The sequence below is a fragment of the Nonomuraea sp. IBHARD001 genome, from assembly GCF_056106265.1.
Window position 1 is genome coordinate 5050021 of record NZ_JBWBBW010000002.1, and the last position, 25173, is coordinate 5075193.

The 25173-nt window shown below is 70.9% G+C and carries 25 protein-coding genes; 12 read left to right on the forward strand and 13 right to left on the reverse strand.

Going from position 1 to position 25173, the window contains the following annotated elements; genetic code table 11:
* Positions 1-423 precede the first annotated feature (423 nt).
* Entirely contained in the window at positions 424-2607 is a 2184-nt protein-coding gene (locus ACTWNK_RS25075) for a hypothetical protein (protein WP_474306958.1), read from the forward strand.
* Positions 2608-2992: 385 nt separating this feature from the next.
* Here the strand turns inward: ACTWNK_RS25075 and ACTWNK_RS25080 are convergent, their stop codons facing one another.
* Together ACTWNK_RS25080 and ACTWNK_RS25085 are read right to left on the reverse strand one after the other, a co-directional pair.
* On the reverse strand, positions 2993-3589 hold the full coding sequence (locus ACTWNK_RS25080) for a CBS domain-containing protein (RefSeq protein WP_474306959.1): 597 nt from the start codon (positions 3587-3589) through the stop codon (positions 2993-2995).
* Between the two features lie 2 nt (positions 3590-3591).
* Positions 3592-4035, reverse strand: coding sequence for a CBS domain-containing protein (locus tag ACTWNK_RS25085; protein ID WP_474306960.1), 444 nt, complete (start codon positions 4033-4035; stop codon positions 3592-3594).
* Between the two features lie 165 nt (positions 4036-4200).
* Here ACTWNK_RS25085 and ACTWNK_RS25090 point away from each other — a divergent pair, with 165 nt between their 5' ends.
* The 3 genes from ACTWNK_RS25090 (at position 4201) to ACTWNK_RS25100 (ending at position 8190) form a co-directional block, all read left to right on the forward strand.
* The gene (locus tag ACTWNK_RS25090; RefSeq protein WP_474306961.1) at positions 4201-4419 is read left to right on the forward strand and encodes a hypothetical protein; all 219 of its coding nucleotides are present in this window, start codon (positions 4201-4203) and stop codon (positions 4417-4419) included.
* Positions 4420-5199: 780 nt separating this feature from the next.
* Positions 5200-6195, forward strand: coding sequence for an Acg family FMN-binding oxidoreductase (locus ACTWNK_RS25095; protein WP_474306962.1), 996 nt, complete (start codon positions 5200-5202; stop codon positions 6193-6195).
* Between the two features lie 279 nt (positions 6196-6474).
* On the forward strand, positions 6475-8190 hold the full coding sequence (locus tag ACTWNK_RS25100; protein WP_474306963.1) for a sensor histidine kinase: 1716 nt from the start codon (positions 6475-6477) through the stop codon (positions 8188-8190).
* A 101-nt stretch (positions 8191-8291) separates the two neighbouring features.
* On the opposite strand, the gene ACTWNK_RS25105 is transcribed toward ACTWNK_RS25100, so the two are convergent.
* Together ACTWNK_RS25105 and ACTWNK_RS25110 are read right to left on the reverse strand one after the other, a co-directional pair.
* On the reverse strand, positions 8292-8600 hold the full coding sequence (locus ACTWNK_RS25105) for a hypothetical protein (RefSeq protein WP_474306964.1): 309 nt from the start codon (positions 8598-8600) through the stop codon (positions 8292-8294).
* Positions 8601-8643: 43 nt separating this feature from the next.
* Complete coding sequence (locus ACTWNK_RS25110) at positions 8644-9066, reverse strand: pyridoxamine 5'-phosphate oxidase family protein (protein ID WP_474306965.1); 423 nt, start codon at positions 9064-9066, stop codon at positions 8644-8646.
* Between the two features lie 266 nt (positions 9067-9332).
* On the opposite strand from ACTWNK_RS25110, the gene ACTWNK_RS25115 reads away from it, so the two are divergent.
* Genes ACTWNK_RS25115 through ACTWNK_RS25140 form a run of 6 tightly spaced genes read left to right on the forward strand, consistent with a single transcriptional unit; the run spans position 9333 to position 12345 of the window.
* A complete protein-coding gene (locus ACTWNK_RS25115; RefSeq protein ID WP_474306966.1) occupies positions 9333-10199 on the forward strand; it encodes a universal stress protein in 867 nt (288 codons plus the stop codon).
* Positions 10200-10220: 21 nt separating this feature from the next.
* Entirely contained in the window at positions 10221-10988 is a 768-nt protein-coding gene (locus ACTWNK_RS25120; protein ID WP_474306967.1) for a DUF6544 family protein, read from the forward strand.
* 42 nt (positions 10989-11030) lie between these two features.
* Complete coding sequence (locus ACTWNK_RS25125) at positions 11031-11342, forward strand: flavodoxin family protein (protein ID WP_474306968.1); 312 nt, start codon at positions 11031-11033, stop codon at positions 11340-11342.
* A complete protein-coding gene (locus tag ACTWNK_RS25130; protein WP_474306969.1) occupies positions 11339-11815 on the forward strand; it encodes a CBS domain-containing protein in 477 nt (158 codons plus the stop codon). The genes ACTWNK_RS25125 and ACTWNK_RS25130 overlap by 4 nt, the downstream gene beginning before the upstream one ends.
* A gap of 1 nt (position 11816) precedes the next feature.
* A complete protein-coding gene (locus tag ACTWNK_RS25135; RefSeq protein ID WP_474310976.1) occupies positions 11817-12128 on the forward strand; it encodes a PLD nuclease N-terminal domain-containing protein in 312 nt (103 codons plus the stop codon).
* Positions 12121-12345: a hypothetical protein gene (locus ACTWNK_RS25140; protein WP_474306970.1), complete on the forward strand. Its 225-nt coding sequence runs from the start codon at positions 12121-12123 to the stop codon at positions 12343-12345. The genes ACTWNK_RS25135 and ACTWNK_RS25140 overlap by 8 nt, the downstream gene beginning before the upstream one ends.
* A gap of 37 nt (positions 12346-12382) precedes the next feature.
* Here ACTWNK_RS25140 and ACTWNK_RS25145 read toward each other — a convergent pair whose 3' ends face one another.
* Entirely contained in the window at positions 12383-13024 is a 642-nt protein-coding gene (locus tag ACTWNK_RS25145; RefSeq protein ID WP_474306972.1) for a TetR/AcrR family transcriptional regulator, read from the reverse strand.
* 101 nt (positions 13025-13125) lie between these two features.
* Between ACTWNK_RS25145 and ACTWNK_RS25150 the strand changes: the two genes are divergently transcribed.
* Positions 13126-14076 (forward strand): NAD(P)-dependent alcohol dehydrogenase, encoded by a 951-nt coding sequence (locus ACTWNK_RS25150; protein ID WP_474310978.1) that lies wholly within the window; start codon positions 13126-13128, stop codon positions 14074-14076.
* A gap of 60 nt (positions 14077-14136) precedes the next feature.
* Here ACTWNK_RS25150 and ACTWNK_RS25155 read toward each other — a convergent pair whose 3' ends face one another.
* The 7 genes from ACTWNK_RS25155 to ACTWNK_RS25185 form a co-directional block, all read right to left on the reverse strand.
* The gene (locus tag ACTWNK_RS25155) at positions 14137-17367 is read right to left on the reverse strand and encodes a S8 family serine peptidase (RefSeq protein WP_474306973.1); all 3231 of its coding nucleotides are present in this window, start codon (positions 17365-17367) and stop codon (positions 14137-14139) included.
* Between the two features lie 259 nt (positions 17368-17626).
* On the reverse strand, positions 17627-17902 hold the full coding sequence (locus ACTWNK_RS25160; RefSeq protein ID WP_474306974.1) for a DUF6355 family natural product biosynthesis protein: 276 nt from the start codon (positions 17900-17902) through the stop codon (positions 17627-17629).
* A 174-nt stretch (positions 17903-18076) separates the two neighbouring features.
* Positions 18077-18457: an immunoglobulin domain-containing family protein gene (locus ACTWNK_RS25165; RefSeq protein WP_474306975.1), complete on the reverse strand. Its 381-nt coding sequence runs from the start codon at positions 18455-18457 to the stop codon at positions 18077-18079.
* A gap of 58 nt (positions 18458-18515) precedes the next feature.
* A complete protein-coding gene (locus ACTWNK_RS25170; RefSeq protein ID WP_474306976.1) occupies positions 18516-19331 on the reverse strand; it encodes a lysostaphin resistance A-like protein in 816 nt (271 codons plus the stop codon).
* A gap of 396 nt (positions 19332-19727) precedes the next feature.
* Positions 19728-20522, reverse strand: coding sequence for a hypothetical protein (locus ACTWNK_RS25175; RefSeq protein WP_474306977.1), 795 nt, complete (start codon positions 20520-20522; stop codon positions 19728-19730).
* A 183-nt stretch (positions 20523-20705) separates the two neighbouring features.
* Positions 20706-21188 carry a transcriptional regulator gene (locus ACTWNK_RS25180; protein WP_474306978.1) on the reverse strand — a complete coding sequence of 161 codons (483 nt, stop codon included), beginning with the start codon at positions 21186-21188 and terminating at the stop codon, positions 20706-20708.
* Positions 21095-21358, reverse strand: a complete 264-nt coding sequence (locus tag ACTWNK_RS25185) for a hypothetical protein (protein ID WP_474306979.1) — start codon at positions 21356-21358, stop codon at positions 21095-21097. Before ACTWNK_RS25185 ends, ACTWNK_RS25180 begins: the two co-directional genes overlap by 94 nt.
* Before the next feature lie 187 nt (positions 21359-21545).
* Between ACTWNK_RS25185 and ACTWNK_RS25190 the strand changes: the two genes are divergently transcribed.
* Positions 21546-21998, forward strand: coding sequence for an SRPBCC family protein (locus tag ACTWNK_RS25190; protein ID WP_474306980.1), 453 nt, complete (start codon positions 21546-21548; stop codon positions 21996-21998).
* A gap of 70 nt (positions 21999-22068) precedes the next feature.
* On the opposite strand, the gene ACTWNK_RS25195 is transcribed toward ACTWNK_RS25190, so the two are convergent.
* Positions 22069-25155, reverse strand: a complete 3087-nt coding sequence (locus ACTWNK_RS25195) for an AfsR/SARP family transcriptional regulator (protein WP_474306981.1) — start codon at positions 25153-25155, stop codon at positions 22069-22071.
* Positions 25156-25173 lie beyond the last annotated feature (18 nt).

Sequence of the window (25173 nt, forward strand, 5' to 3'; positions counted from 1 at the left end):
GCGCCGATCCGAGCGGTGCCGGATGGCGGCGTCGCACAGGCGGACACACGCCGCGGAGCCGAGGTGGAGATCCAGTCCTGAAGTGGGCCGCTACCCGGCGGGGCCTGTCACGTGCGCCCTGTCGTCCTGGCTCCACATTCGCTGGCCAGGCGGGCGGCTTCGAGAGAGGAAGGTCCTCGATGGGCGGCTGGAGGTCCCGAAGAGGATGAGCACCCATTCAATACGCCGAGGTGCCATATTTCCGATAAATTAAACTAAAAGGTGATTTGGTTATTCGGTTAGTAACACTTACCTAACCTGCGCCTGCCATTTGGAGTGGTTCGGGACCTTGGTCCGTTGCATCGGGAATTTCGGGCCGGATATAGATGGTCGCGCCGCCATAAGACGGCACAGGGCGCGAACCAGCCAACAAGGAGCATCTCGATGAAGACAGCAGTTGCCGGCAAGGGAGTGGCATTACTCGCCGGCTCCATGCGACGGCGCCCGCCCGGCGCCCACGCGGCTCCGCGCGATCGTCCCCGGCGCGGGTGGCGGCGCCGCACCGTGATGGCGGTCGGCCTGGCCTTGTTCGCCGCCTTTTCCATCATGGCGAGCGGCGAGGACGCAGGCGCGGCCGCGGGGTGCGACGGCAGAAGGTGGCCGGGCACCGGCAGGTTGGAGCTCGGCGCTCCGCCCGCCCTCGGCTCCTACTCCCTCGCGTTCCGGTTCACCCTGACGCCGGACGAGCTCTGCTCGTTGCGTGCACTCAGATACGACCACCACCTGGAGCTCGACTTCGCTCTTCTGGGCTTCGCCGTGCCCAAGGGGTGGTCGTCGTACTCCATCAGCAGCGACCTGCCGGGAGGCGTGAAGGACGTCGCGCTCACCGACCCCGCCAACGAGCCGCACCCGGCCGTCACCGGCATCGATGTCGGCAAGCTCCAAGCCGGAAAGGAGTACTACGCCGCCATATTCTGGAACGCTCCACTCCAGGTGGGGAGGCAACCCGAGGCTGTCATCAGCTGGGTGCCGAGCCACTGGGCCGGCGAAGCCGACTACCTCAGCACCGCCAAGCAGACGAAGGAGGACATCTCCTGCCTGCGGGGCGGCACATCCGACGCAGGCTGGTGCGTGTTCCCGAACGAGATCGGCGAGACGGTCAAGCTGTTCGGCCCTCTCGGTTTCGACAACGGCTTCACCAACGGCGTGGTCCCGATCGCGCTGAGCTCCTACAGCTGGAAACCCGGTCCGAGCGGCAAGCCGGTCATCACCCGCCACGAGCTGTCCGTGCCCACTCCCAGGCCGGGCAACAAGCTACCTGTCGCCGCCTTCTCCTACAGTCGCAAGAGCGGAGCGGGCAATCTTCTCGCCTTGGACGCGAGCGCGTCACAGGATCCGGACGGGAGCATCGCCTCCTGGACCTGGTACCTGAACGGCAAAGCCGCGGCATCCGGCCAGAAAGCGACGATCTCGCTGGGCGCGGTCGCCTCGGCGGCCGTCATGCTCGTCGTCACCGACAACCGCAACGCGAGTGGCAGTGTGGTGAAGCAGATCACGACGCCCAACCGCACACCGGTCATCACCACCATCACGCCCGCAGACAAGGCCGTCGTCGGCACCAACGCCCCCAGGCTCGCGGCGAGCGCCAAAGACGACGACGGCGATGCCCTGCAGTACCTCTACCGCGTGACGGGCCCGCTGACCGATGTGAGCTCAGGCTGGACGACCGGAGCATGGAACGTTCCAGCACAGAAGCTCGACCCCGGCACGACCTACGCGTGGACGGTCTCCGCCCGCGATCCCCGAGGCGCGACGGCCTCCGGTGGCGGCTCGTTCACCGTGGCGATGCTGCCCACGGCCAATGAGCTGGTCTCGCTGTCGACCGGCACCGGGTACTGGGAGGTGGCAGGCGACGGCGGTGTCTTCAGCTACGGCTCGGCCCAGTTCTACGGTTCGCTGCCCGGTCTCGGCATCCGGGTGAACAACATCATCGGCATGGCCAGGACGCCCAGCGACAAGGGGTACTGGCTCATCGGCAAGGACGGCGGCGTCTTCGCCTTCGGAGACGCGCCCTTCCACGGCTCACTGCCGGGGCTCGACGTCAGGGTCGGCAACATCGTCGGCATGGCGCCGACGAAGAGCGGCAAGGGCTACTGGCTGGTCGGGGCGGACGGCGGTGTGTTCGCCTTCGACGACGCTCCGTTCCACGGCTCCATGGGCGGCAGGCCGCTGAACAAACCGGTTCAGGCGCTCGCGCCGACCGCCTCCTCGCAGGGGTACTGGCTCGCGGCCGAGGACGGCGGGGTCTTCGCCTTCGGTGACGCCCCCTTCCACGGCTCCATGGGCGGCAGGCCGCTCAACTACCCGGTCGTCGACATCGACACCACACCCGACGGCCGGGGCTACTGGCTGACCGCCCAGGACGGCGGCGTCTTCGCCTTCGGCAACGCCGGCTTCCACGGATCGCTGGCGGGCAAGCCGCTCAACGGTCACGTCAACAGCATGTCGACGACGCCGAGCGGGGCGGGCTACTGGCTCAACGGCTGCGACGGTGGCGTGTTCGCCTTCGGCGACGCGCCCTTCCACGGCTCCCAGCCACGATACGCGTGCCGAGGTATCTCGTACTGACTCTCGTCCCGGCCGGACCACACGATGTGAGGTTCGGCCGGGACTCCGCTCCCGAACGGCCAGGCGACCGTGGGCCACCGCGCCGATGGGATCGAGTTGCTGGCACACGCCTGGGCGCTGTTCGAGCCGGACAGTGGTTCGGCCCCCCGAGGATGTCGACGACCATGCGGGTGAGGTCCGGCTGCTGAAGGCGGCGCCGACCGGAATGTGGGAGAGGTGCACGGGTCGTCGAGGGAGATTCGGTTCAGGCACTGCGGCAGGTGAAGGAGGGGTCGGGCCTGCTCGTGGTCGGCTCGCGCGGGCGCGGCGAGGTCGCCGGAATGCTCTCGGCCCGGTCAGCCACGGCATGCCGCACCATGCCGCGACGCGCTCCGGTAGCGGCCTGCTAGGGCAGGTGCCTGGCCCGGACGACGCCGGGGACGGTTCTGGTCAGCAGGTCGGCGATCTGGTCCTGGCAGGCGTCGCCGTGGCCGCGCAGCTCGGCGACGCCGTCGTGCACCGACACCCGCCAGTGCGGCCCCGAAGGGTAGTGCGCACGCAGTGCGGCCAGCACCTCGGCGCGCAGGTCCTCATCGGAACGGGCGAGTACGGCCAGCAGCTCGCGGCGGCCGACCACGGCCACCACCCGGTCATCGGCCACGACGGGCAGGCTCCCCAGACGCTTGGTGAGCAACAGGTCGATGAGGGTCGCGGCGTCGGTCGAGGGCGTCACGGTGATCACCTGCCTGGTCATCACGTCCGTCACCCGGCACGGCGGCGGGCCGGTGTGCCCGAGTACGGCACGCATGGTGGCACGGGGGTCGGGCTGGAACTCTCCCTTCAGCAGGTCCATCTCGCTGACGATCCCGACGAGGGTGCCTGCGGGGTCCAGGACGGGGGCGGCGGTGATGTCGTAGGCGTGCAGCACCCGGACGGCTTTGCGTACCGAGTCGGTGGGCGAGAGCGTGACGGCCGGGCTGGTCATGATGTCGCGTACCAGCATGGTCAGCGCCTGCCTTCGCGTGTGGCGACGCCGTCCTCGACGACGACTCGCACCGTGCTCTCGTGCGTGAGGACGTCGTCGCGGACGAACGCCCCGAGCAGGTCGCGGCGGCTGACGATGCCGGTCAGGCGCCCTTGGCGGTCGACGACGGGCAGGCGTCTGACACCGAAGTGCTCCATCGTCCTGATGGCGTAGACGGCGGCCTGGTCGGCCCTGGCGGTGATGGCGGGCGTGCTCATCAAAGCGGCGGCCGTGTCGTGCTCCCGGTGCCCGTCGGCCAGCAGGTCGGCCTCGGAGACGACGCCGACGACGTGCCCGCGCGCGTCCAGGACGGGCAGCGCGCTCACACCGTGCTCGACGAGCAGGGCGGCGATGTCCTTTGATGGGGTGTCGGTATGGACGGCGACCACATCGGTGGTCATGACGTCGGCGATGTTGACGCGCATGCTGCGCTCCTCCTGAAGGCGAGGGCCTGGCGGCCACCTCCAGGAGAACGCACCGGACATCGCACGCATGAGGGCCGGAAGTCCCTCGTCGAAGGTCCTTCGGCCCTACGGCCCGGCGCCGGTCGGCTCCGACGATGAGGGCGGCACCTCATCGAGGAGACACACGTGATGAAGATCGGCATCAACGGGTTCGGCAGGGCCGTCCTGCGGCGTGGAATGTCGCGATCGAGGCGGTGGGCGCGCCCGAGACCTTCGAGCTGTGCGCCCGCCTCGTCCGGCCGGGCGGCCACGTCGCCGACTTCGGCGTGCACGGCACACCCGCCCGAGGTGTTCGCCCGTCCCGGTGACACGGGAGCGCTCAAGGTCGCCCTCAGCCGCGACTGACGCGACGGCGACCCCTCACCTTCACACGATCTCGGGGGCGGGCGCAGGCCTGTCCGATCACGCGGTCGATCGGGAGTCGTTGTAGGCGCTCAGATGGTGTTCGCAGCAGGACCAGAGCCTGCCCGCACGGTCGGTGACGGTGCACTTGACCTCCTCTGTGCAGGGGGCGCTGGGGCCGTTCCCACCCCAGGTACACCGGTCTCGGCTGACGCGCCCGGGTGCGAAGTCCTCAGGGGCCCAGGGCTTGACGTCTGCGGCTTTCATCCGACCTCCAGAGCGGTCCCGGTGAAGGAGTCGAGAGAGAATGGCGGCTGGCAGAAAGGTCGTCGTCGGATACGACGGCTCCGACTATTGCGTACAGGCCCTGGGCTGGGCCTCAACCAGGCGGAGTCGCGGCATCGACCGCTCACGAATCAGTCGCGCCCAGGCCCGGCCCTACGGCGAGGCGGCGCAGGAGGACAAGCACTCCCTGGCCGAGGCGATCGATCATGTGCTGTGGCACGGGGGTGTATCTCGGGACGAGGCTGCCACCGCTGCCCGACATGTCGCCACACTGGCGGGCGGATCGGACCAGGCTGGACATCTGGCGCGACAGGCACCCCGCGTCGGCTGCCACCTCTGATGGGATTCCGTCGCCCGAAGGACGTCCTGGCCGATGATGGCCGACACGCCGGTTCGTGGCCGGCCCGGCCGACACCCTGCCCGCAGGTGACGAAGGCCTGCCGTGGCGCGGGTCCTTCGCCTCTGCTCCTGGCGCGTGTGCGGTGATGGGCTGTGCTCATGAACAGGGAGCGAACAGCACACGAGATCGCGACGCTCTTGCGTGAGGCCGTCAAGGCGGCCACCTGGGCGCCGTCGGTGCACAACACCCAGCCCTGGTCGTTCGCGATCCGGGGTGAGGAGATCAGCCTGCGAGCCGACACCGGCAGGCGGCTGCGCCTCGGCGACCAGGAGGGCAGGCAGCTGCTGATCAGCTGCGGCGCAGCCCTGTACAACCTGCGCACGGTGCTCCTGGCCGCAGGCGTGGAGGCGATCACCACGGTGCTGCCCGACCCGGACAGGCCCGCCTTGCTGGCCACGGTCAGGCCGGGCGCCGTGGTGGAGGCCGGGGAGCACACGCGCCTGCTCCGGGCGCAGATCGAGCGCCGCCGCACCCATCGGACCGGCTTCACCGCCCTGCCCGTGCCGGACAAACTCATCGACGCCCTGGTACGGCAGGCACACGATCAGGGCGCCCGGCTGACCCCGGTGCGGGCCGAGAGCGCGGTCAAGGTGCTGGCCATGCTGACCGGCGCCGCTCAAGCCGTCCAGTCCCAGCACCAGCCGCTGTCGCTCGAACTGATCCGCTGGGCCCGGCCGCCGGGCAGTTCCCGGCCGGACGGCGTGCCCGCCGACGCCTACCCGAGCACGAACACCTCCGACTTCGCCCAGCGTGACTACGCCTTCGGCGCCGACACCGCCAACACGCCGTTCAACGTGGAGACCGGGCTGGTGGCGATGCTCAGCACACGCTCCGACACCCGGCCGGAGTGGATCGCGGCCGGGCAGGCCCTGCAAGCGGTGCTGCTGCACGCCTCGGCGTTCGGGGTGAGCGCGGCCTTCCACACCCAGGCGCTGGAGATGGCGCACCTGCGGGCGTTCCTGCGCGAGGAGCTGTGCTCCGGCGAACACCCACAGATGATCATGAGGCTCGGCCTGACCTTCGACACCGCCACCACCGTCCGCAGGGACCTGGCCGATGTCCTGGAAGAGCCGAAGGTCCCGCACCGGTCATGACCTCGACAAGACCTTCGGCCTGGGGTTCGCCACCCCGGCGGAGCGGGTCTGGCCGACCGGCGGCAACCCGACGACCGGCTTCCTCAAGGGCGCGAGCGACAACGCGCTCGGCGGCTTCTTCGCCGCCCTGGCCGGGGCCGGCGACACCCTGGGCATCGGCAGGTGGTGGGGGCCACCGCACTGGTCCGGCGATACCCCATCCTCCGATGGCCCGATCGCGCGAAGCCCCATCCCGGGAAGCGGGTGGGCCTTCGCGCGCAGGGATGCCACACTGCGCCTATGGCCGACAAGGAAGCTCGTCCTCTGCTGCCGAACATGCGTCTCGATGAGTTGCTGGCGGAGCTGCAAGGCAGGCTGGAGGCGGTGCTCGCCACCCGCGACCGGGTGCACGCACTGCTGGAGGCGGTGGTCTCGGTGGGCAGCGATCTCGACCTGGAGACGGTGCTGCGGCGCATCGTCGAGACCGCGACCACGCTGGTCGACGCCAGCTTCGGCGCCCTGGGCGTGGTCGGGCAGGACAACACGCTGCTGCAGTTCATCCCGGTCGGGCTGAGCGAGGAGGAGATCGCCAGGATCGAGCACTGGCCGCACGGCCTCGGCCTGCTCGGCCTGCTCATCAAGGAGCCGCGCCCGCTGCGCCTGGCCCGCATCTCCGACCATCCCGAGTCCTACGGCTTCCCGCCGGGCCACCCGCCGATGGGCTCCTTCCTCGGCGTGCCCATCCGCGTGCGCGACGAGGTGTTCGGCAACCTCTATCTCACCGAAAGGCGCGGCGGCGGCGAGTTCGACGAGGAGGACGAGGCCATCGTCATCGCCCTGGCCACCGCCGCGGGCGTCGCCATCGAGAACGCCCGTCTGTACGAGGAGACCAGACGCAGGGAGACCTGGCTGGTCGCCTCCTCCGAGATCACCACCAGCCTGCTGTCCGGCGCCGACCCCCAGCAGGTGCTGACGACGATGGCCCGCAAGGCCAGGCAGATGACCGACGCCGATCTGGTGGCGATCCTGCTCCCGGACGGCGACAGACGCGTTCTGCGCGTGGCGATCGCCGACGGTGAGCACGCCGAGCAGGTGCAGGACATGGAGGTGCCGGTCACCGGGTCGCTGGCGGGAAGGGCCTTCACGGACGGGCTGCCCGCCATGGTCAGCGACGTGACCGACGGGGATCTGCGCAGTGTGCTGTCTGACTACCTGCCGGGCGGTCCCGCGGGCGCGGTGCCGATCGGCGTGACCGACACCGTCAGAGGCGTGCTCGCCCTCGGTAAACGATCGGGCCGCATTCCCTTCAGCCACAGCGAGTTGCGCACCCTGCACGCCTTCGCCGGGCAGGCCGCCATCGCACTGGAACTGGCCGAGACGCGCAAGGACGCCGAGCGCCTGGGCCTGCTCGAAGACCGCGACCGCATCGCCAAGGACCTGCACGACGTGGTCATCCAGCGCCTGTTCGCCATCGCGATGACGCTGATGAGCGCGGTACGCCTGGTGGAGCGCCCCGAAGCCTCCACCCGGCTGCAGCACGCGATCGACGAACTCGACGGCACCATCCGGCAGATCCGCTCGACCATCTTCGCCCTGCAGGCACCCAGCGGCGCCAGCTCACCCAGCCTGCGCGCCCAGATCGTCGACATGGTGGAGAACGCCCGAGGCCACCTGGGCTTCATGCCGGGCCTGACCCTGGAGGGCCAGCTCGACAACCGGGTGCCACCCGAGATCGCCGACCACCTGCTCGCCGTGCTGCGTGAGGCGCTGTCCAACACCGTACGGCACGCCAAGGCCACCAGAATCGACGTCCTGGCCGAGGTCGCCCAGGACAGGCTCACCCTCATGGTCAAGGACGACGGCACCGGCCTGCGAACCGACGGTAGGCGCAGCGGCCTGCGCAACCTCCAGGAACGCGCCACCGAACTCGGCGGCACGTTCGACGTCTCCTCCCAGGAGGAGGGCGGCACCCGGCTGACGTGGAGTGTGCCGCTGGAGCAGGCCGCACGCAGGTGAGCTCTACCGCAGGAACTCGCCGACCGCCGCGCGATGCACAGGTGGCAAGATCTCATCGCGCAAGGCGACGAGCAGGGCGTCCTCATGGGGTGTGATGTGCTTCAGAGCCACCGCCAAAGCCTTGGCCGCATGGTCGTCCGCGAGACGGCTTCCGCGTCCGTTGCCTTCTGCCTGCCCGGACTGATGCGCCGGATCGCACTGACGCCTTTCGCGAGCGCGTCCGAGGACCACGCCTCACCCGCCTGGTCCTCGCTCCTGTGCCAGCCGGGCGTGCCTGTGCGGTACATGTCGCGGCCGCCGTCGGGGCCGACGCCCATCACCTGAATCCTGGGGCCGAAGACCTGGAGGGTGAGTGCCGCCGCAGGATCCTGGAACCCGATAGGGCCCAACTGCTCAAGGTCGTACGCCAAGGCGCACCCTCCCCACACCCACGCCGAGGGAGATCCGAAACGCTCACCTACCGCCCCGAAGGGGGGAAACACGGCGTCCGGACAGGTGCTCGCAACGGAGCACGATGTAGTGGTGAAGACGGCCAGGAGCCCAGGGGGCCAAGGGAAGCAGGGACAGGCGCTCAAGCTCCTGCGGCTCATGCACGACGTGGGCCGGACCGACCACTGTGACCGACCAGCCGGTGCGCTCGACCGGGTCGAAGTCGTCGGCCTCGAAGGCGACGATCGCGTCGCGGGCGGCGGAGGCGAGTCTGGAGCTCACGGCTGTGCGGATGACGACGCTCTCGCCGTCCATGACGAAGGCGACCGGTTGCACGGCGGGCAGTGCCCGGTCGGTGAAGACGATGCGACCTATCGCTGCTGCGCCCAGGAGGTGGAGGCATTCCTGGCGGGAAAGAACGTAGAGGCCTGCCGAGTCGCACTTCATGCCGTCAAGGCTGTCATTCGCGACAAGTCCGGCGTTAGGGGCGAAGGTCCCTGTCTCCGGCTTTCAACCGGGCGGCCAGGCCCCGCCGTACCACCTCGTGGTCGTCCAGCAGGAACACGCGAATCGTGTCTCGCACGTTGGTCCTCGTTGATGGCCGCCATCCAGGACGGAGGTCCCGGATGGGGAGGACCTTCGGCCGGTGCCTTCCGGTGGCACCGAGGGTGCAATGGAGGTGAGGACCCGAGCCACCAGCAAGGAGACCTGTGATGCGCGCACTCATCGTCGTCGGTGTGGACGGCTCGGAGGCGGCCACGGCCGCCGTGCGCTGGGCGGCCGTGGACGCCGCTCGCCGCGATGCCGACCTGAAGATCGTGCACGTGATGGAGCCATGGTCGCCGAACCCGCTGCTGATGCCGTCCAGGGAGGATTTCACCCGCTACTGCGACGGACTGCTCGCCTTGGCCGCCGATCGGGCCAAGGCGGAGGCGCCGGGTGTGCGGGTGACGACGGACCTGATCACAGGAGAGATCACGGCGGCTCTGCTGCGGGAGGCCGAGCAGGCCGACGGCCTGGTGCTCGGCAGCCGTGGGATCGGCGGGTTCAGCGGACTCCTCCTCGGCTCCACCGGCCTGGCCGTGGCTGGGCAGGCGGCCGCGCCGGTCGTCGTCGTCAGGAACGAGAGCGAGAGCGAGCACGGTGAGGTCGTCGTGGGCTACGACGGCTCGGCGCACTCCGAGGCCGCGATGGCGTACGCGATCACCGAGGCGACGTTGCGCAAGGCCAGGCTGCGGGTGCTGTACGCCTGGACGCCGCCCATCGTCTCGCCCTACGCCATCGGATACGGGGTGCTGATGGAGGACTTCTCCCGGAACGAGGCACGGCAGGCCGCCGAGCGGCTCTCACCCTGGCGCGACAAGCACCCCGGCCTCGAGCTGATCGAGTCGACGATGGGCCGGCACCCGGTGGATGCGCTCGTCGAGGCCTCGCGTACCGCCGACCTGGTCGTCGTCGGCTCCCGCGGCCGCGGCCCTCTGGCCTCGACCCTGCTGGGCTCGGTCGGTCACGGCGTCCTGCACCACGCGCACTGCCCGGTCGCGGTCGTACGGGCCGCCGAGACGCCGCCGACGTCGTAGCGGCATCCCAAGGAGACGATCATGACCACTCTGAGCGGCGAGGCCCGCCACGACTGGGACCTGCTGGCGACCGCCACCAGCGCGCCGCAGACGTTCGACCCCATCATGGCCGAGCGACTGCCGGTCCCCGCGAGACGGTGGATCCTGCACGCGATCGCGCCGGGTACGCCCTTGCGCCGAGCGGTGGAGCTCACCATGCACGGCATGATCCGCCTCAACACCTGGAACAGGTTCACCGCCAGGCAGATCCTGTCCCCGCCCCACGGTTTCGTGTGGGAGGCCACCGCCTACATCGGCGGGCTGGTACCGGTTCACGGCTTCGACCGATACCGGGACGGGAAAGGTGAGATGCGCTGGCGGGTCCTCGACGTCTTTCCCGTGATGTCCGGGACAGGCCCGGACATCACTCGCAGCGCCGCCGGAAGGCTGGCCTGCGAGTTCGTCCTGACGCCGGCAGCGGCGCTGGACCCGGCCTGTGTGTCCTGGCAGGCCGCCGACGGCGACGACCGGCACGCCGTGGCCGTGCTCACCGTCGGCGAGCACCGGGTGAAGGTGACGCTGGAGGTGGAACCCAACGGCGCCCTGCGCTCGGTTGCCGCCTCCCGCTGGGGCGACCCCGACCACAGCGGCTTCGCCGAGCACGTCTTCGGCGTCGAGTGCGCGCACGAGGCGAGCGCCGACGGGTTCACCGTCCCGGTCGAGATGTGCGGCGGCTGGTGGCCGGGCACCGCCCGCTGGAACGAGGGGGAGTTCATCCGCATGCACATCAGCCGGCTGCGATACCGATAAGCCGGGGCCCGCAGGCCCGCCGTCTGCGCCGTGGAGGTCACCATGAGAGCGCTCGTCGTCTACGAGTCCATGCTCGGCAACACCCAGCCGATCGCGCACACGGTCGCCGATGGGCTCGCGCTCAGCATGAGCGTCGAGGTCCTTGAGGTCGGATCGACGCCGGCAGGCGCGGCGGAGGAAGTCGACCTGCTCGTCGTGGGCGCACCGACGCATGATTTCGGGATGAGCGTGCCCACGACCAGGAAATCGGCCGCCGAGGATGCCCGGTTGCACAGTCGTCGGTGTGGACGGCTGCGCAGGCATGACGCGCACTGCCCAATCGCCGTCGTAAGGCCTGGAAAGGAGATCCGATGAACGCCGAACAGGTGATGAGCCGCATCCTGGTAGCCGTCAAGGCGCGCGAGTCCGTGCTGATGGCCTGGGAGATCATGCGCAGGGCCGGCGTGCACCACCTGCCCGTCATGCAGGGCACCCGCCTGCTGGGCGTCGTGACCCGCGAGGACCTGACGACGAGCTGGTACGGCGGGCCCGAGAGGCAGTCGCGCCGTGAAGTGCGCTCCCTGCTGAACGGACGGCGCACACCGCACGTGAACGTGACGGACTCGCTGGAGCACGCCTGCGAAGTCATGCTCGACGCCTCGTGCGACGCCCTCCCCGTCATGAGCGCCGACGGTGACCTCGCTGGGCTGATCACCTCCAGGGATGTGCTGGCCGCCGTCGCCGGACGGCTACCGGTGCGTGCGCAGGCCGGGCAGGTGGTGACAGGCATGTTCCGCCTTGAGCCCGTCCTGCCGTCAGGTGTGGAGGCATGCGATGAGATGGCGTGAGATGAGTCCTGGACAGCAGGCCGCGCTCCTGACACTCGCGTCGGTCGAACTCTCCCTCACCGCGACCGCGACAGCGGACCTGTGGTTCCGCCCGCAGTCCGAGGTCCGCGGCCCCAAGGCCCTGTGGTGGCTGGGAATCTTGGTCCAGCCGGTCGGGCCTGTCGCGTACCTGCTGTGCGGGCGGCGGGCAGGCGCCGCCGCCCGGATGGGAGGGCGGGCTCGATGTGATCGAGGTCGGGCCGCTGCCGCCCGGGGCCGCGCGGCGGTTGCCGGCCCGCCAGCCGGGCGTACCAGGAGGTGTGCGGTTGCGTGAACGGGTATTGGCCGAGGCAGCGGGCAATCCGCTGGCGATCATCGAGTTGGCCAGGGCTGTGGGCGACGCCGCCGATCCGGACAGGTGGCCGGTGCCTGGGCTGCCGCCGGGTGGGTGGATCGGGCGTCTGTACACCTCCCAGCCGGCGGCGCCGGCCGGGCAGGTGAACGTGCAGCCCTTCTCGACGCGGGCGACGGGCTCGGCCTGGAGGCGCTGACACCGACGTCCTGGCCGATCCGCCGTGACCGGCCGCGTCAGGTCGACCGGTGGAGGTGATGCAGCCCCAGAAGTACGGCCGGAGGCAGAGGTTCGTACTGCCCGGCCCGGCAGGACTGCAGGAAGTAGGCGACCAGACGCCGGGACGCGGCGGCCGAGACCTGCGGCGGCTGACCGGCGACGCCGCCGTTGGCCAGGAGCAGCAGGGCGATGTCGGCGTCGTCGAAGTCCGGCCGCAACCGCCCCGCGTCCTTGGCCCGCCGTACCAGCAGGGCGAGGGCGGTCTCGGCGCGGGCACGTTCGCGTTCGTGGTCGACGGCGTCGGGGAAGCGGGACAGGAACGCGGCCGTGAAGCCGCGGTCGGCGGCCTGCATCGCACACACCTTCTCGACGAACGAGCAGAACCCGCGCCAGGGATCGGGATCGCGCAACGCCTCGTCCAGTACGGCGGCGCAGCGGGCGAACTGTTCGGCGAAGGCCTCGGTGACGAGAGCGGCGCGGGTGGGGAAGCGCCGGTACAGGGTGGCGGCGCCGACCCCGGCGCGCCTGGCGATCGTGGTGAGCGGGACGTCGATCCCCTGGGTCGTGAACGCCTCGCGGGCGGCTTCGAGGATGCGCCTGCGATTGTCGCGGGCGTCGGCGCGCAGCCCACCTGGTTTCCGAGAGGGCTGAGCAGGCATGTCTCTCACTTTAGCCCAAGTGGAAGGTGTCATCCGTTTACCGCGTTAGCGTGGGCGGGCGAGCACAGGACACCCACAGACAGGACGACGCCGTGAACGAGATGCGCGCAGCCCTCTACGACCGGTACGGCCCGCCGGAGGTGCTGTACGAAGGCAGGGTCGCGATGCCGCGGATACGGCCCGGCGAGGTGCTGGTGCGCGTGCACGCCGCCGGCGTCAACGGCGGCGAGCTGGCAGGCCGGGCCGGGAAGCTGCGCCTGGTGACGGGACGCCGCTTCCCGCAGCGCGTCGGGATCGACTTCGTCGGCGAGATCGCCGAGTCCGGCTCCGCGGTGCCCGGTGTCCGGGAGGGGCGGCGGGTGTGGGGATTCCTGGGGCGCACGACGTTCGGCAGCGCGGCCGAGTACGTGGCCGTGCACCCCCGGCGGATGGCTCCCGCCCCGGCCGGCCTCAGCGCCGTGCAGGCCGTCTCCCTGCTGGCGGGCGGAACGACCTCGATCACCGCCCTTCGGGACAAGGCGCGCCTGCGCCCCGGCGAGCGCCTGCTGGTACGCGGGGCCGCCGGCGGCGTCGGCAGCGTCGCGGTCCAGATCGGCAAACTCTACGGCGCGCACGTCACCGCACTCGCGAGCCCTGCCACCCTCGACTTCGTCCGCGGTCTGGGCGCCGACGAGGTGCTCGACCGTACGGCGACCCGCCCGTCCGACCTGGGGGCGTTCGACGTCATCATGGACACCGTCGGCACCCAGCATCGCGCCTACCGCCGGTTGCTGGCTCCGGGAGGACGCATGGTGGCCATCACCTTCGATGTCGACAACCTGCTCGCCAGCCTCTCCTACCTGCTGGGCTCTGCCGTACACGGTTCCAGGCGGGTGCGTTTCTTCAGCGGCGACCCCCGGCACGAGCTGTTCGCCGAGTTGACCCGCCACGTGCGGAACGGCGACCTCCGACCGGTCGTGGACACCGTTCACCCGCTGGCCTCCATCGGCGCCGCGCATCGCGCCCTTGAGGCCGGTGGCGTCCGCGGCAAGCACGTCATCCAGATCGCGTGAGCGGCGGCGGTCCGGGCTGATGCCGGGCCGCCGCCGCGCTGGTCGTTCAGATGGTCCGGGTCAGTTCCTTACGGCGTAGGCCCGGGTCGTGGTCTGCTTCACCTCCAGGGCGCCGGGGCCGGAGCCGGTGGCGCGCAGGGCGACGTGCCCGGGGGTGGCGGGGTTGGGCACCGAGGCGGTCCAGCCGGCGCCGGTACGGGTGAGGCTCAGGTCCTGCCACGTGCCGCCGTCGTCGAAGGACGCCTCGACCTGGAGGGTGTCCAGGCCGCCGCCGTCGGTGGTGATCGCGATCTCGGTCGTCGAGCCGGGACGGGCCCGGTTGGAGTCGTCCAGGCCCTGCGGGACGTAGCGGATCGACGGCACCGCGTACGTCACGGCCTCGGCGGCGTGTGCCGAGGCGAACGTCCACGCGGTGTCGACCGCCGTCGACAGTCCGCGCCCGGCGTCACGACGGGCCGAGACCGCGACGGTGTAGACGCCTTCGGCGGGCGGGACCTGTGCCGACACCCGGCAGTCGGCGGGGAGGTCGCAGTCGGCCAGGTCGGTCTCCCGCAGGACGGTGTCGCCGTCGAGGAGCTTCATCGTGCCGGTGATGTCGGCGTCCCAGCCGGTGTGGGCGGGGTCGCTGTCGTTGAACAGGTCGTCGGGAAGGTATTCGAGGGTGTCGCCGTCCCGGGAGGCGCGCAGCGTGCCCGCACCGGCGACCGCCGCGTTCCACGTCTCGGTGTGCTGCCCGGGTGCGATGGTCCGTTTGTCGCGGTCGCCCAGGGTACGGCCCGGCTGGGTGAGCGTGCCGTACCACTGGGTGCCGGTGATGGGGGTGAGGTAGTTGTCGAGCGTGCTGGGCAGCGTGACGGCGGTGGGCCAATAGCTGACGTCCTGCTTGCCTGGCAGGTCGAACTTCCGCGTGAACTCGGCGGCGCCCCCGGTGTCCTGGGCGCGGAAGGTCATCGCGACCTTGGTCAGACCGGCTCGGGTGAACCGCTTGGCCGCGTCGACCGGCAGCCCGCCGGAGCGGATGTCGAGCAGGTCGTACCTGCTCGGCGCCGTACCCGGGGACGCGAGCACCTGGTAGGCCATGTACGTCATCGCCTCCTGGCTGGAGGGCAGCACGAACACGGGTATCCCCTTGAGGAAGTCGTAGGAGGTCGCGATGCGCCTGCCCTCGGTGTTCGCCAGCTCGACCCTGAGGTCGCCCGCCGGTTCGGCCGCGGGGTCGTCGACGGACAGCGTCAGCGGCCTGGCCAGGCGGGCGTCGAGCGTCAGCCGGAGGTCGGCGGGCCCGACCCGGTACGTACGGTAGACGAGGGTCTCGCTGACGATCACCACATCGTCCGGGTCCGGCCCCTCCCACTTCTCCGTCAGCCTGGCCCTGAGGGTCCAGGTGCCCGGCTTCAGCCGCCGGTGGGCGACGCCGTCGATGAACTTCAGGAAGGTGCGCTCACCGGTCCTGGCGTTGTGGAGCTCCGACACGACCGCCGCCACCGGTTGGCCGTCCCGGCCGAGCGCGGTGATCGTGATGCTGTGCGACTCGGGTTCGACGTAGGCGCCCGCCAGAGTGCGCAGGACGGTCCGGCCCGCGGTGGCGGTGAGGGTGCCCGGGTAGTCGCCGGGCGGCAGCGCCGCGTCCAGGGTCAGCCGTACGGTGGCGTCACCTCCGGCGGGAAGGGTGAGCCGATCGGCCGACAGCGTGTACGGGCCGTCCTCGGCCAGGGACAGCTCCACCGGACGGTCGGAGGCGTTGGTGTAGGTGACCTCGTGGGTGAGCGGCGTGTCGTTGTGCGGCCAGGAGCGGTACGTCCACACGTTGCCGCTGTCGCTCACCACGTCCTGCGTGATCGCCCTGGCCACGTCGACGCGCCCGGCGCCCTGCTGGTACTGGGTCAGCTCGGCGTTCGGCCTGGCCGACGCCATCAGCGCGGCCTTCAGCTGCCTCCCGTTCCAGCCGGGGTGCTGCTGCAACAGGATGGCCGCGGCGCCCGAGACGTGCGGGGTCGCCATCGAGGTGCCGCTCAGCGCCTCGTACGGGGCCTCGGCGCTCCATGGGCTGCGGGCCGCGACGATGCCCACGCCGGGTGCGGTGATGTCCGGCTTGACGGCCCGGTCGATGGGGCGGGGGCCGCGGCTGGAGGTGCTCGCCAGGCTCTCGTCGCGCTCCACCGAGCCCACCGCCAGTGCGGCGTCGGCGCTGCCCGGGCTTCGGATGCTCTCCTCGCCCTTGGTCCCTTCGTTGCCTGCGGCGATCAGGAACAGGCTTCCGGTCTGCTCGGACAGGGTGTTGACCGCCTCCTCCAGCGGGTCGAGTGCCGGTGTGTCCGTCATGCTGAGGCTCATGCTGACGATGGGAGCCTTGATCTCAAGGGCGGCCCACTCCATGCCGACGAGCACGTCGGACGTCCTGTTGTTGCCGATGCCCTTGAGCACCTTGCCGATGGCTAGCCTCGCGTCGGGCGCCGCGCCCCGGTACTTGCCGCCGGAGGCTGCTCCCGTGCCTGCGACGGTGGAGGCCACGTGAGTGCCGTGGTTGACCATGTCCATCATGTCGGGCGCGTCGGTGAAGTTGACGGCGTGGCTGACGACGCCCTTCAGGTCCGGATGGTTCGCGTCGTAGCCGGTGTCGAGCACGGCCACGGTGACGCCCTTGCCGGTCAGGCCCTTGGCCCACGCCTGCGGGGCGCCGATCTGCGCGACGCTTCTGTCCAGGGCGGGGAACACGCCGCCGTCCAGCCACAGCTTGGACACCCCTGCGGCCATGGTCTTGGCGCCCGGCTCGGGGTGCAGTCGTTTCCACACGGTCGCGGCCCGCGCCTTGGGCACCTCGGCGGCCTTCATCCCGACCGACTTCAGGCTGACCCCGGCGACCGCGGGCCCCGGTGCCGCGCCGCCCTTGGTCAGGACCGGGATACGGGTACTGCGGGCGTCGCCGTACCCCCATTCCAGCAGTTGCGTGACGTTGAACAGCCGCTCGTCGACCAGCCCCGCCTCGACCAGCGGGGCGGCATCGGACGGCAGGACGAACGTGTGCGCGCCCCTCTTCTCGATCGAGAACGACACCTTGCGCCCCGCGCCCGGCTGCACCCGGTGCGCCAAGGCGCCCGGCCTGCCGTACACGCTCACCCGGTCGCCGGTGACGAGCGTGATGGTCTCGCTGCTTGGTGCATGTGTGGGGGTGGGGGTGGCGGGTGGTGCGGTTGTGCCGGCGGCCGGGGTGGCCACCGGCGCGGCTAAGACGCCAAGGGCGACGAGTACGGCAAGCCCGCGCCGTTTCGTCGGTCTTTGTGATGTGGTCATGGTGGTTCTTCTCCTTCGGGGACGCCCTGGTTGGGTGAGAAGGGGCTTCCGCATTCGGCGGAAGCGGGGCGTCCTGCCGGAAAGCATCCCGCGCTGGTCGTACCTTGATCGATCCCGCCTGCTGCCGGTGTGCGGTACAGCCTGCGCTACCGCTTCGCGGTCGTCGATCGGGGATCGGGGATCGTCAACCAAAAAAGGGTGCGCAGACGGAAATCTGCGCACCCTCGTACCTGTCCTTGTACCTGTCCTCCAGTGAACGTCAGCAGCCCCAGCTGTCGTGATGGACGCTGTAGACATTGAGGTAATGGCCGAGTTCGACCTGACCCCACGGCGCGACACAGAAATGCCGGTTCTGGCCCGGGATCCGGTAGGTGACCCAGATCCTTTCGCTGGTCGGCGTACAGTTGCGGTAGTACTCCGTCGGACGGAAGACGTAGTGTCCGCACGGCTCGGCCGTGACCGCGGTCGACTGCGCGTCGGCCGGGGCGGCGAGGGCGGCAAGCCCGAGGGCGAGCGCGACGGCGGCGGTCTTCATCTGAACACGCATGACGATTCCCGTTCTGTGAAGGACTTCGGGTACGGACGACTGTCCGCCGATTTCCGGAGCCGCCGCGAGGGGTTTCCCGTTGCCCGTGTGCCCGGTGCTCAGGGAAACCCGGAGGTATCGCCAACTGCGTCGCGGGGTGGCGAATCGTGAGGGCTGCGGGGACTACTGCTGCTTCCTGCTACACGTGTGGCTCTGGACGTCCGTGAAGCTGTCGAAGGCATCTCCTACCGTGACGACCGCTCTGTAGGGTCTGCCCGGTACGCAGCCGGTCCTGATGACGATGTGGTTCAGCAGGTCCGGGCGTGGGACGCCGTCGATGGTCCAGGAGACGGTCACCGGTGACGTACCGCCCTCGTAGGACACCCCGCAGACGAGAAGCGCCGCGCCGGTGTCGCAGTCGAAGTAGGTGAGCTTGAGAGGCTTGCCCCGGCAGGTGAATCGCGTACTCCCCATGATCTGCTCGACGTCTTCGATGAAGCCGATCGTCACTCCGATCACGAACGTCTCGCCGGGCGATTCGCACACCAGGGCTGTGCGGATCATCGATTCCAGGATCGTCTGCCTGCGGACGAGATTGGCGCGGCCTCGTCGGGAGGGCCGATCACCCGGCCAGTCGGTTCGGCGTGCTCGACCGGCTCGGGCGCATCAGCCATACGGCGGCGGCGAGGGTGAGCACCCAGCCGATCACTTCGATGAGCAGGTGATCGGTTGCGTTCGGCACGGATTGCAGCAGGTACACCCGGACGCTGTTGATCGCTCCGTGTGTCAGGACCGCGGGCCAGACGCTCCCCGACTGCCAGCGGAGGGCCAGCAGCAGCGGCGCCCACGGCAGCATGCCGGCGAAATAGACGACGATGCCCCAGAACGGCAGGTCACCGATGACGGCGAGGACCGGGAGGTGCCAGACGATCCAGACCAGACCGCTGACAAGGGCCAGCCGCCAGAACCCCCAGGACGCGGCGCGCGTCACCAGCCAGCCGCGCCAGCCGAACTCCTCACCGATGGCGAAGACCGACTGCATGACGAAGACCGGAAGAATCCAGATGGCCGCGGTGACGATCTGGTCGAGCGGGTTGAGCTGCCAGATCCCCAAGGCCAGTGCGGTGGCGGTCTGGAACGCGGCGATCGCGGCGATGAGGCCGATGCCGATGCCCGCCCACTTGGGTGTGCCGCGCCAGGTGGTGGCGAACGTCTCGCGGAACGTTCCTGGGCGTCGGGCGAGCCACATGATGATCGCTGCCAGCAGCGGGGTCAGCTGCAGGGCCGGAGTGATCAGGTTGTTGTAGTCCGCCGGGACGAGCCGGAAGACCATCGGTACGGACAGCGCGAAACACAGCAGGACGGCGATCGCGAAGAACCACGTGACGTCGGCCGTGGTTGATCCGGCAGGACGGGAGCGCGTCGGAGGCGCGGTCATGATGAACTCGTTTCGTACGGGCGTGGGAGCGAAAACGGTGAATGACGTCCGGGGCGCACACCCCTGGCAACGGGCGATCGTCTCGATGGACGCCCGTCGATCACGGCAGCTGCGGCACCCGGCATCGGCCGGAGACCGTCCGGCCGGCGAGCACGACGACGCCGAGAGAGCCGAGAGGTATGAGACGCGGGAAAGGCACAAGCTCGAAGCTAGGCCAGGCGGTATCGGCCCGACCTCACCCGAAAGGGTGAACCGGGTACCACCCATCAGGATGGAATGCCCGGCGAGCGACACCCCCGTGCTCGAAGGCGCAGTCATGGCCGCCCACGCAGCCGCCGCCTCCGTCCTGACCGCCCCAACCGCGCCGACGCCTCCCGCCCCAGGCGGCGCACGCGGTCACTCCCAGCGGAAACGACCTGTCCCCATCGAGGAATGACCGCGTCCCTGACACGGGCGTACGCGTGCCACCGACCCACGACAACACCGCCCCGTTGCCGCCCGCCCACGACACGGATGCCATCCCGTCAACGCGGGAGCGCCTCCCCCGATGCCGTCGAAGAACGCGTTGGCGCGTACCAGGCTGCCCGACGCCCCCGGCGGCAGCAGCTGACCGAAGGTGGCCCACCCGCTGGGCAGCCAGTACGGCCCGGCCATTCCGGACAGCGGATTGCCCACCAGCATCATCACGGCGGCTCCCGCCCCGAGCCCGGCCGTCCCGAACAGCGACTCCAGGGCCAGGAAGGGGAGCGACAGTGCGGCCATGCCGAGCGACAGGCCGAGCGCGGTGAGCCGGTAGGCGCCGTGCAGGGAGCCGAAGCCGTACTGCGGGACGGCCGCGGCGGCGGCTCCGGCCACCAGGGCGAACAGGAGAACTCCGGCCAGGCGGCGGCGCAGGTTCGCCTGGCCGGGGAACAGGCGCGGCAGCAGGACGGCGGGCAGGATGCCACCGATGATCATCGGAAGGGCGGCGGCGGTGTGGACGGTGAGGCCGTCGGCGCCGAAGGCGAAGCCGCCCATGACCTCGCGCTGCTTGATCGCGTTCTGCAGGGACGCGGTGTCGGGGTAGGCGGTGACCTGCCAGGCGTCGGTGGGCAGACGGGACTGTACGGCCTGCGTGGCCTGCGGGGTCCGGCCAGGCCGAGCGGAATGCCGTGCGGGCCGCCCTTGACGGCGGGCAGCGCGAAGGCGCACGACATCACGACGACCAGCACGGTCGCCCCGAGGATGACTACCGGCGAGCAGGCGCACGGCGTTCGGCTTCGGCGTGTCGGGAGAGGGGACATGGGAGAGGTCCTGTTCTGGTCGGTCACGGCGCCGCGACCGACTGCAAGCGTGCAGGGGCCTACGACAAAGAGTGGTTCCGGTTCTGGTCGGTCACGGCGCCGCGACGGCGCGCAGGAAGGCGTCGGCGAACACCGTGCAGGCCTGGTCGGCGTCGGGCAGGTCGAGGCCGATGACGCGCTCGTAGGCCGGGCGGGTGACGAAGTGCGTCAGGACGGGGCCGATCAGCTGCTGCAGGACCAGCGGCAGCGGCAGGGGCCGCATGCGCCCGGCGGCCATCTCCCCGGCCGCCAAGGCGCCGAGCCTGGCGAGCATGCGTGGGGTGAAGTGCTCCCGCAGGGCGCGAAGGGCGGGTTCGCCGGGGCGGGCGAGGGCTTCGGCGAGCATGGCGGGGACCACGCGCGGCTCGCGGGTGAGGGCCTCGGCCAGCAGACGATAGATGCTGTTGACGGTCTCGCGCAGGTCGGTCCGCGGGCCGCTGATCACCTTCTCCACGTCCACGATGGGGCTGTGCGTCTCGAAGATCGCGCGCAGGAGTTCGTCACGGCCGCCGAAGGCCGCGTACAGGCTGTGCACGGAGCATCGTCCAGGGCCTGGCGGGAGCCGCCGATGCGGCGCAGCAGGGTGCTGCGCGACAGCCCGGCCTCCTGGGCGATGGCCAGGACGGGCACGTCGGCGACGTCCCTGCCCAACCGGCGGGCGGCCCGCAGAGCGGCTTCGACCAGCTCGACGCGAATCTCGGTCATCGGCATCCTCCCACCTGATTCACGAACACCTGATTCACGAACACCCTCCAGCCGGATACACGAAACAACGCAGCATGTAGTCATGTGTCACAGCCAATCCAGACGTCGGCCGTAAGCACACCGGAAGCCGGTCGTAAGGCCGACGCGAGAGCGTGAACGCACAGCAGGCGAACCGAGAGGCCCCGACATGACCCAGCACGCCGAGTACGAGATCGTCCGCGACTTCGACACCTCCCCCGAGCAGGTCTTCGACGCCTGGACCCGGCCGGAGCGGCTCACCCGGTGGTTCGGGCCGCGTGTCTTCGCCACACCCGCCGACCGGATCGACCTCGACCTGCGGCCGGGCGGCGGCTGGCAGGTGGTGTTCGTCGGGGAGGAGGGCTTCGAGGTGAAACTGGGCGGCCACTACCGGGAGGTGGCGAAGCCGGGCCTGCTCGTGTTCACGACCGGCGACCCGGACAACCCGGGCGACGCCCCCGCCTCGATCGCCACCCTCACCCTGACCGCACGCGACGGCGGCACCACGATGCGCCTGCACCAGTACGGCGTCAACACCGACGCCGAGCACGCCCGCCAGGCCGAAGCCGGATGGCAGGAGTTCTTCGACCGCCTGACCGAACACCTGGCCCTGACACGCTAGCGACGAGCGGCGCCTGTCCGAGTCCCGGAAGCGTCACGGCCTGGCAACCTCACGGCGCCTCTCCGCCCCTCTACCCGCGCACGTACTCGAACGTCAGCCCCCTCCCCTTCCCATGCGCGGCCGCATAGCCCGCCTCCCCCAACGCCGCCCGCACCCTGGCCTCCACCCGCTCGATCTCGACAAGCTCCGAAGCCCCCGCCGGAGTCCGGTGCGCCTCCCGCGCGGCCTCGGCCAGCCCGAGCAGCACCGCCGCCTCCCCCGACTCCGCCTCCCCCGAATCCAACGACGACACCGCCGCCAGCCCCACCACGGCGAACGCGACCGACCGAGGATCCCCGATCGCCTCGGAAGCGGCGAACGCCTCGGTGAACAGCTCGCGTGCCCTGGCCGCCTCCCCCCTGCCCTCGTGCACGAAGCCGAGTTCGCTCAGCACCGTGGGCAGGAACAGCGGCGGCTCCCCGTCACGCGGCACCCCCTCCAGCAGGCGCAGCAGCCCGGCCTCGGCCCGTTCGACCTGTCCCGCCCGCCTGGCGGCCAGGGCGAGGCCCATCTCGGCGAAGATCTGCCCCTCCCGGTAGCCCTGCCCGGTGGCCAGCGACAACGCCTGCTCGCAGTGGGCGATGGCGGGGCCGTGCTCGCCCGCGCTCATCGCCAGCCAGCCCAGCCAGGAGCGCAGCCGTACGGCGTCCGGCCACAGGCCGAGGTCCTCGGCGATCGCCAGGCCGTCGGCGAAGCGCGCGGTCGCCGCCTCGTAGTCGCCGTGTATCTCGGCCAGGCCGCCCAGCCACTCGCCCGCCTGCAACCGGCCCCACCGGTCGCCGAGCAGGCCGAACAGCCGATCGCTCTCCTCGCCCGCCTGCTCCAGTGCGGCCAGGTCGCGCTGGGCGAAGGCGTCACGCGCGTGCCTGCTGAGCGCCGCAGCCACCCCCCAGCGGTCGCCGAGTTCGCGGAAGGCGGCCAGCGCGTCGTCGACGAGTCCCCTGGCCGTCGGCAGGTCGGCGATGCCGAGCGAGACGAACCACTGCGCATGGGCCCGCGCACGCGGATCGGCGACCCGCAGCGCCGCCTCCCAGTCGCACTTCTGCCCCAGCTGCAACGCGAACCCGGCCTGCCACGCCCTCGCCCGCTCGACCAGGCCCCCGTCCACCTCACCGGGCGCCGCGAGCGCCGCACCCAGCGCGCGGTGCGCCTCGCCGAGCCTGCCGCGCAGGAACCAGTACCACGCCAGGCTGCTCGCCAGCCGCAACGCCGTCGCGCCCGGCGCCGCGTCCAGGGCGACACGCAGATTGGCCGACTCGGCGTCCAGGCGGCGCAGCCACTGCGCCTGCTCGGGCCCGCGCAGCCCCTCCTCCGCGCCCGCCGCGAGATCGGCGTAGTAGGCGGCGTGCGCCAGCCGTACCGTGTCGACCTCGTCGGCGTCGTGCAGGCGCTGGGCGCAGTAGGCGGCGACCGACTCCAGCAGCCGGTACCTCACGCCATGGGCCCCTTCGACGACCACCACGAGCGAGCGGTCGACCAGCCTGGCCAGCAGGTCGAGCACATCGAGCCCGGGCTCGGCGCACACCTGCTCGGCGGCGTGCAGCGTGCACCCGTCGGCGTGTACGGCCAGGCGGCGCAGCAGGACGCGTTCGGGGCCGGTGAGCAGGGTCCAGCTCCAGTCGATCATCGCCGTCAGCGTCTGCTGCCTGGCCGGAGCGCCACGCTGGAACCCGGCCAGGACCTTGAACCGGTCGTCGAGCCTGGCCACCAGCTCCTTGACCCCGAGCGCGCGCACCCGCGTGGCGGCCAGCTCCAGCGCCAGCGGGATACCGTCGAGCCTGCGGCACAGCTGCGCCACCGCCTCGGCGTTGCCGGCGTCCAGGGCGAACCCGCGCGAGGAGGCCGCCGCCCTGGCGACGAACAGCCGCACCGCATCGGCCTTGGCCACACTGAGCAGCTCGCCGCCTTCGGGCACGCCGAGCGCGGGCACACTCCACACGACCTCTCCCGAGACGTTCAGCGGCTCACGGCCGGTGGCCAGCACCCGCACACCCGGCGCGGCCCGCAGCAACGTCTCGGTGAGCTCGGCCGCCTGGTCGACGACGTGCTCGCAGTTGTCCAGGACGAGCAGCAGCCGCCTGCCGCGCAGCGCCTGGACCAGCCGTTGCGGACCGGTGGCGCTGTCCTGGCGGATGCCGAGCGCGGCCAGCACGGCTTCGGCCAGCTCCGCCGCCGTGGTGCTGTCACGGTCGTAGGGCGCGAACTCCACCAGCCACGCGCCGTCGGGCTGCGTTCCGGTCAGCGTGCGGGCCACCTCAAGGGCGAGGCTGGTCTTGCCGACGCCGCCCGAACCGGTCAGCGTGACCAGCCTGCCCTCCTGCAGCAGCGCCGCCACCTCGGCAAGCGCCTCCTGACGCCCGATGAGCACGCCGAGCGCGGCGGGCAGGTTCGTCGGTGCGAGCGGGGCCCCGGCGCCGAGCTCGGGATCCTGGCGCAGGATCGCGGCCTGCAGCGCGGCCAGCTCGGGCGAGGGGTCCAGGCCGAGCTCGTCGGCCAGGCGCGTGCGCACCTCGGCGTAGGTGGCCAGCGCCTCGCTCTGGCGACCGGCGCGGTAGAGCGCCTTCATGTGCACCGCGCGCAGCCGCTCGCGCAGCGGGTGCGCGGCGACCAGGTCGCCCACCTCGACGCTTTCACCGGCGGCCAGCCGCTGCTCGGCGAGGGTCTCGGTGGCCGTCAGCCTGGCCTCCTCCAGCCTGGCGATCAGCGGGGCCAGGAACGGCGCGTCGGCGAAGTCGGCGTAGGCGGCTCCCCGCCACAGCCGCAGCGCCTCGTCCGGCTCGCCGGCCGCCACCAGGTCCGCGAACCTGGCCGCGTCGACCGCGCCCGGCCCGGCCTGCAGCGCGTAGCCCGGCGCACGCGAGAGCACCAGCTCCCTCGCGCCCGGCTCGGCGTCCTCGAGCGCCTTGCGCAGCTGCGAGACGCGTACCTGCAGCGCCGCCGCCGGGTTGGCCGGGGCGTCCTGGCCCCACAGGTCCTCCACCAGGCGATCGGCCGACACCACCCGCCCCTCGCCCGCCAGCAGTGCGGCCAGCAGCAGCCTGACCTTCAGCCCGGGTACGACGACGACCTGCCCCGCATCGGTCCACGCGGTGACCGGTCCCAGCACACCAAAACGCATATGACCGACCTTAAGGGC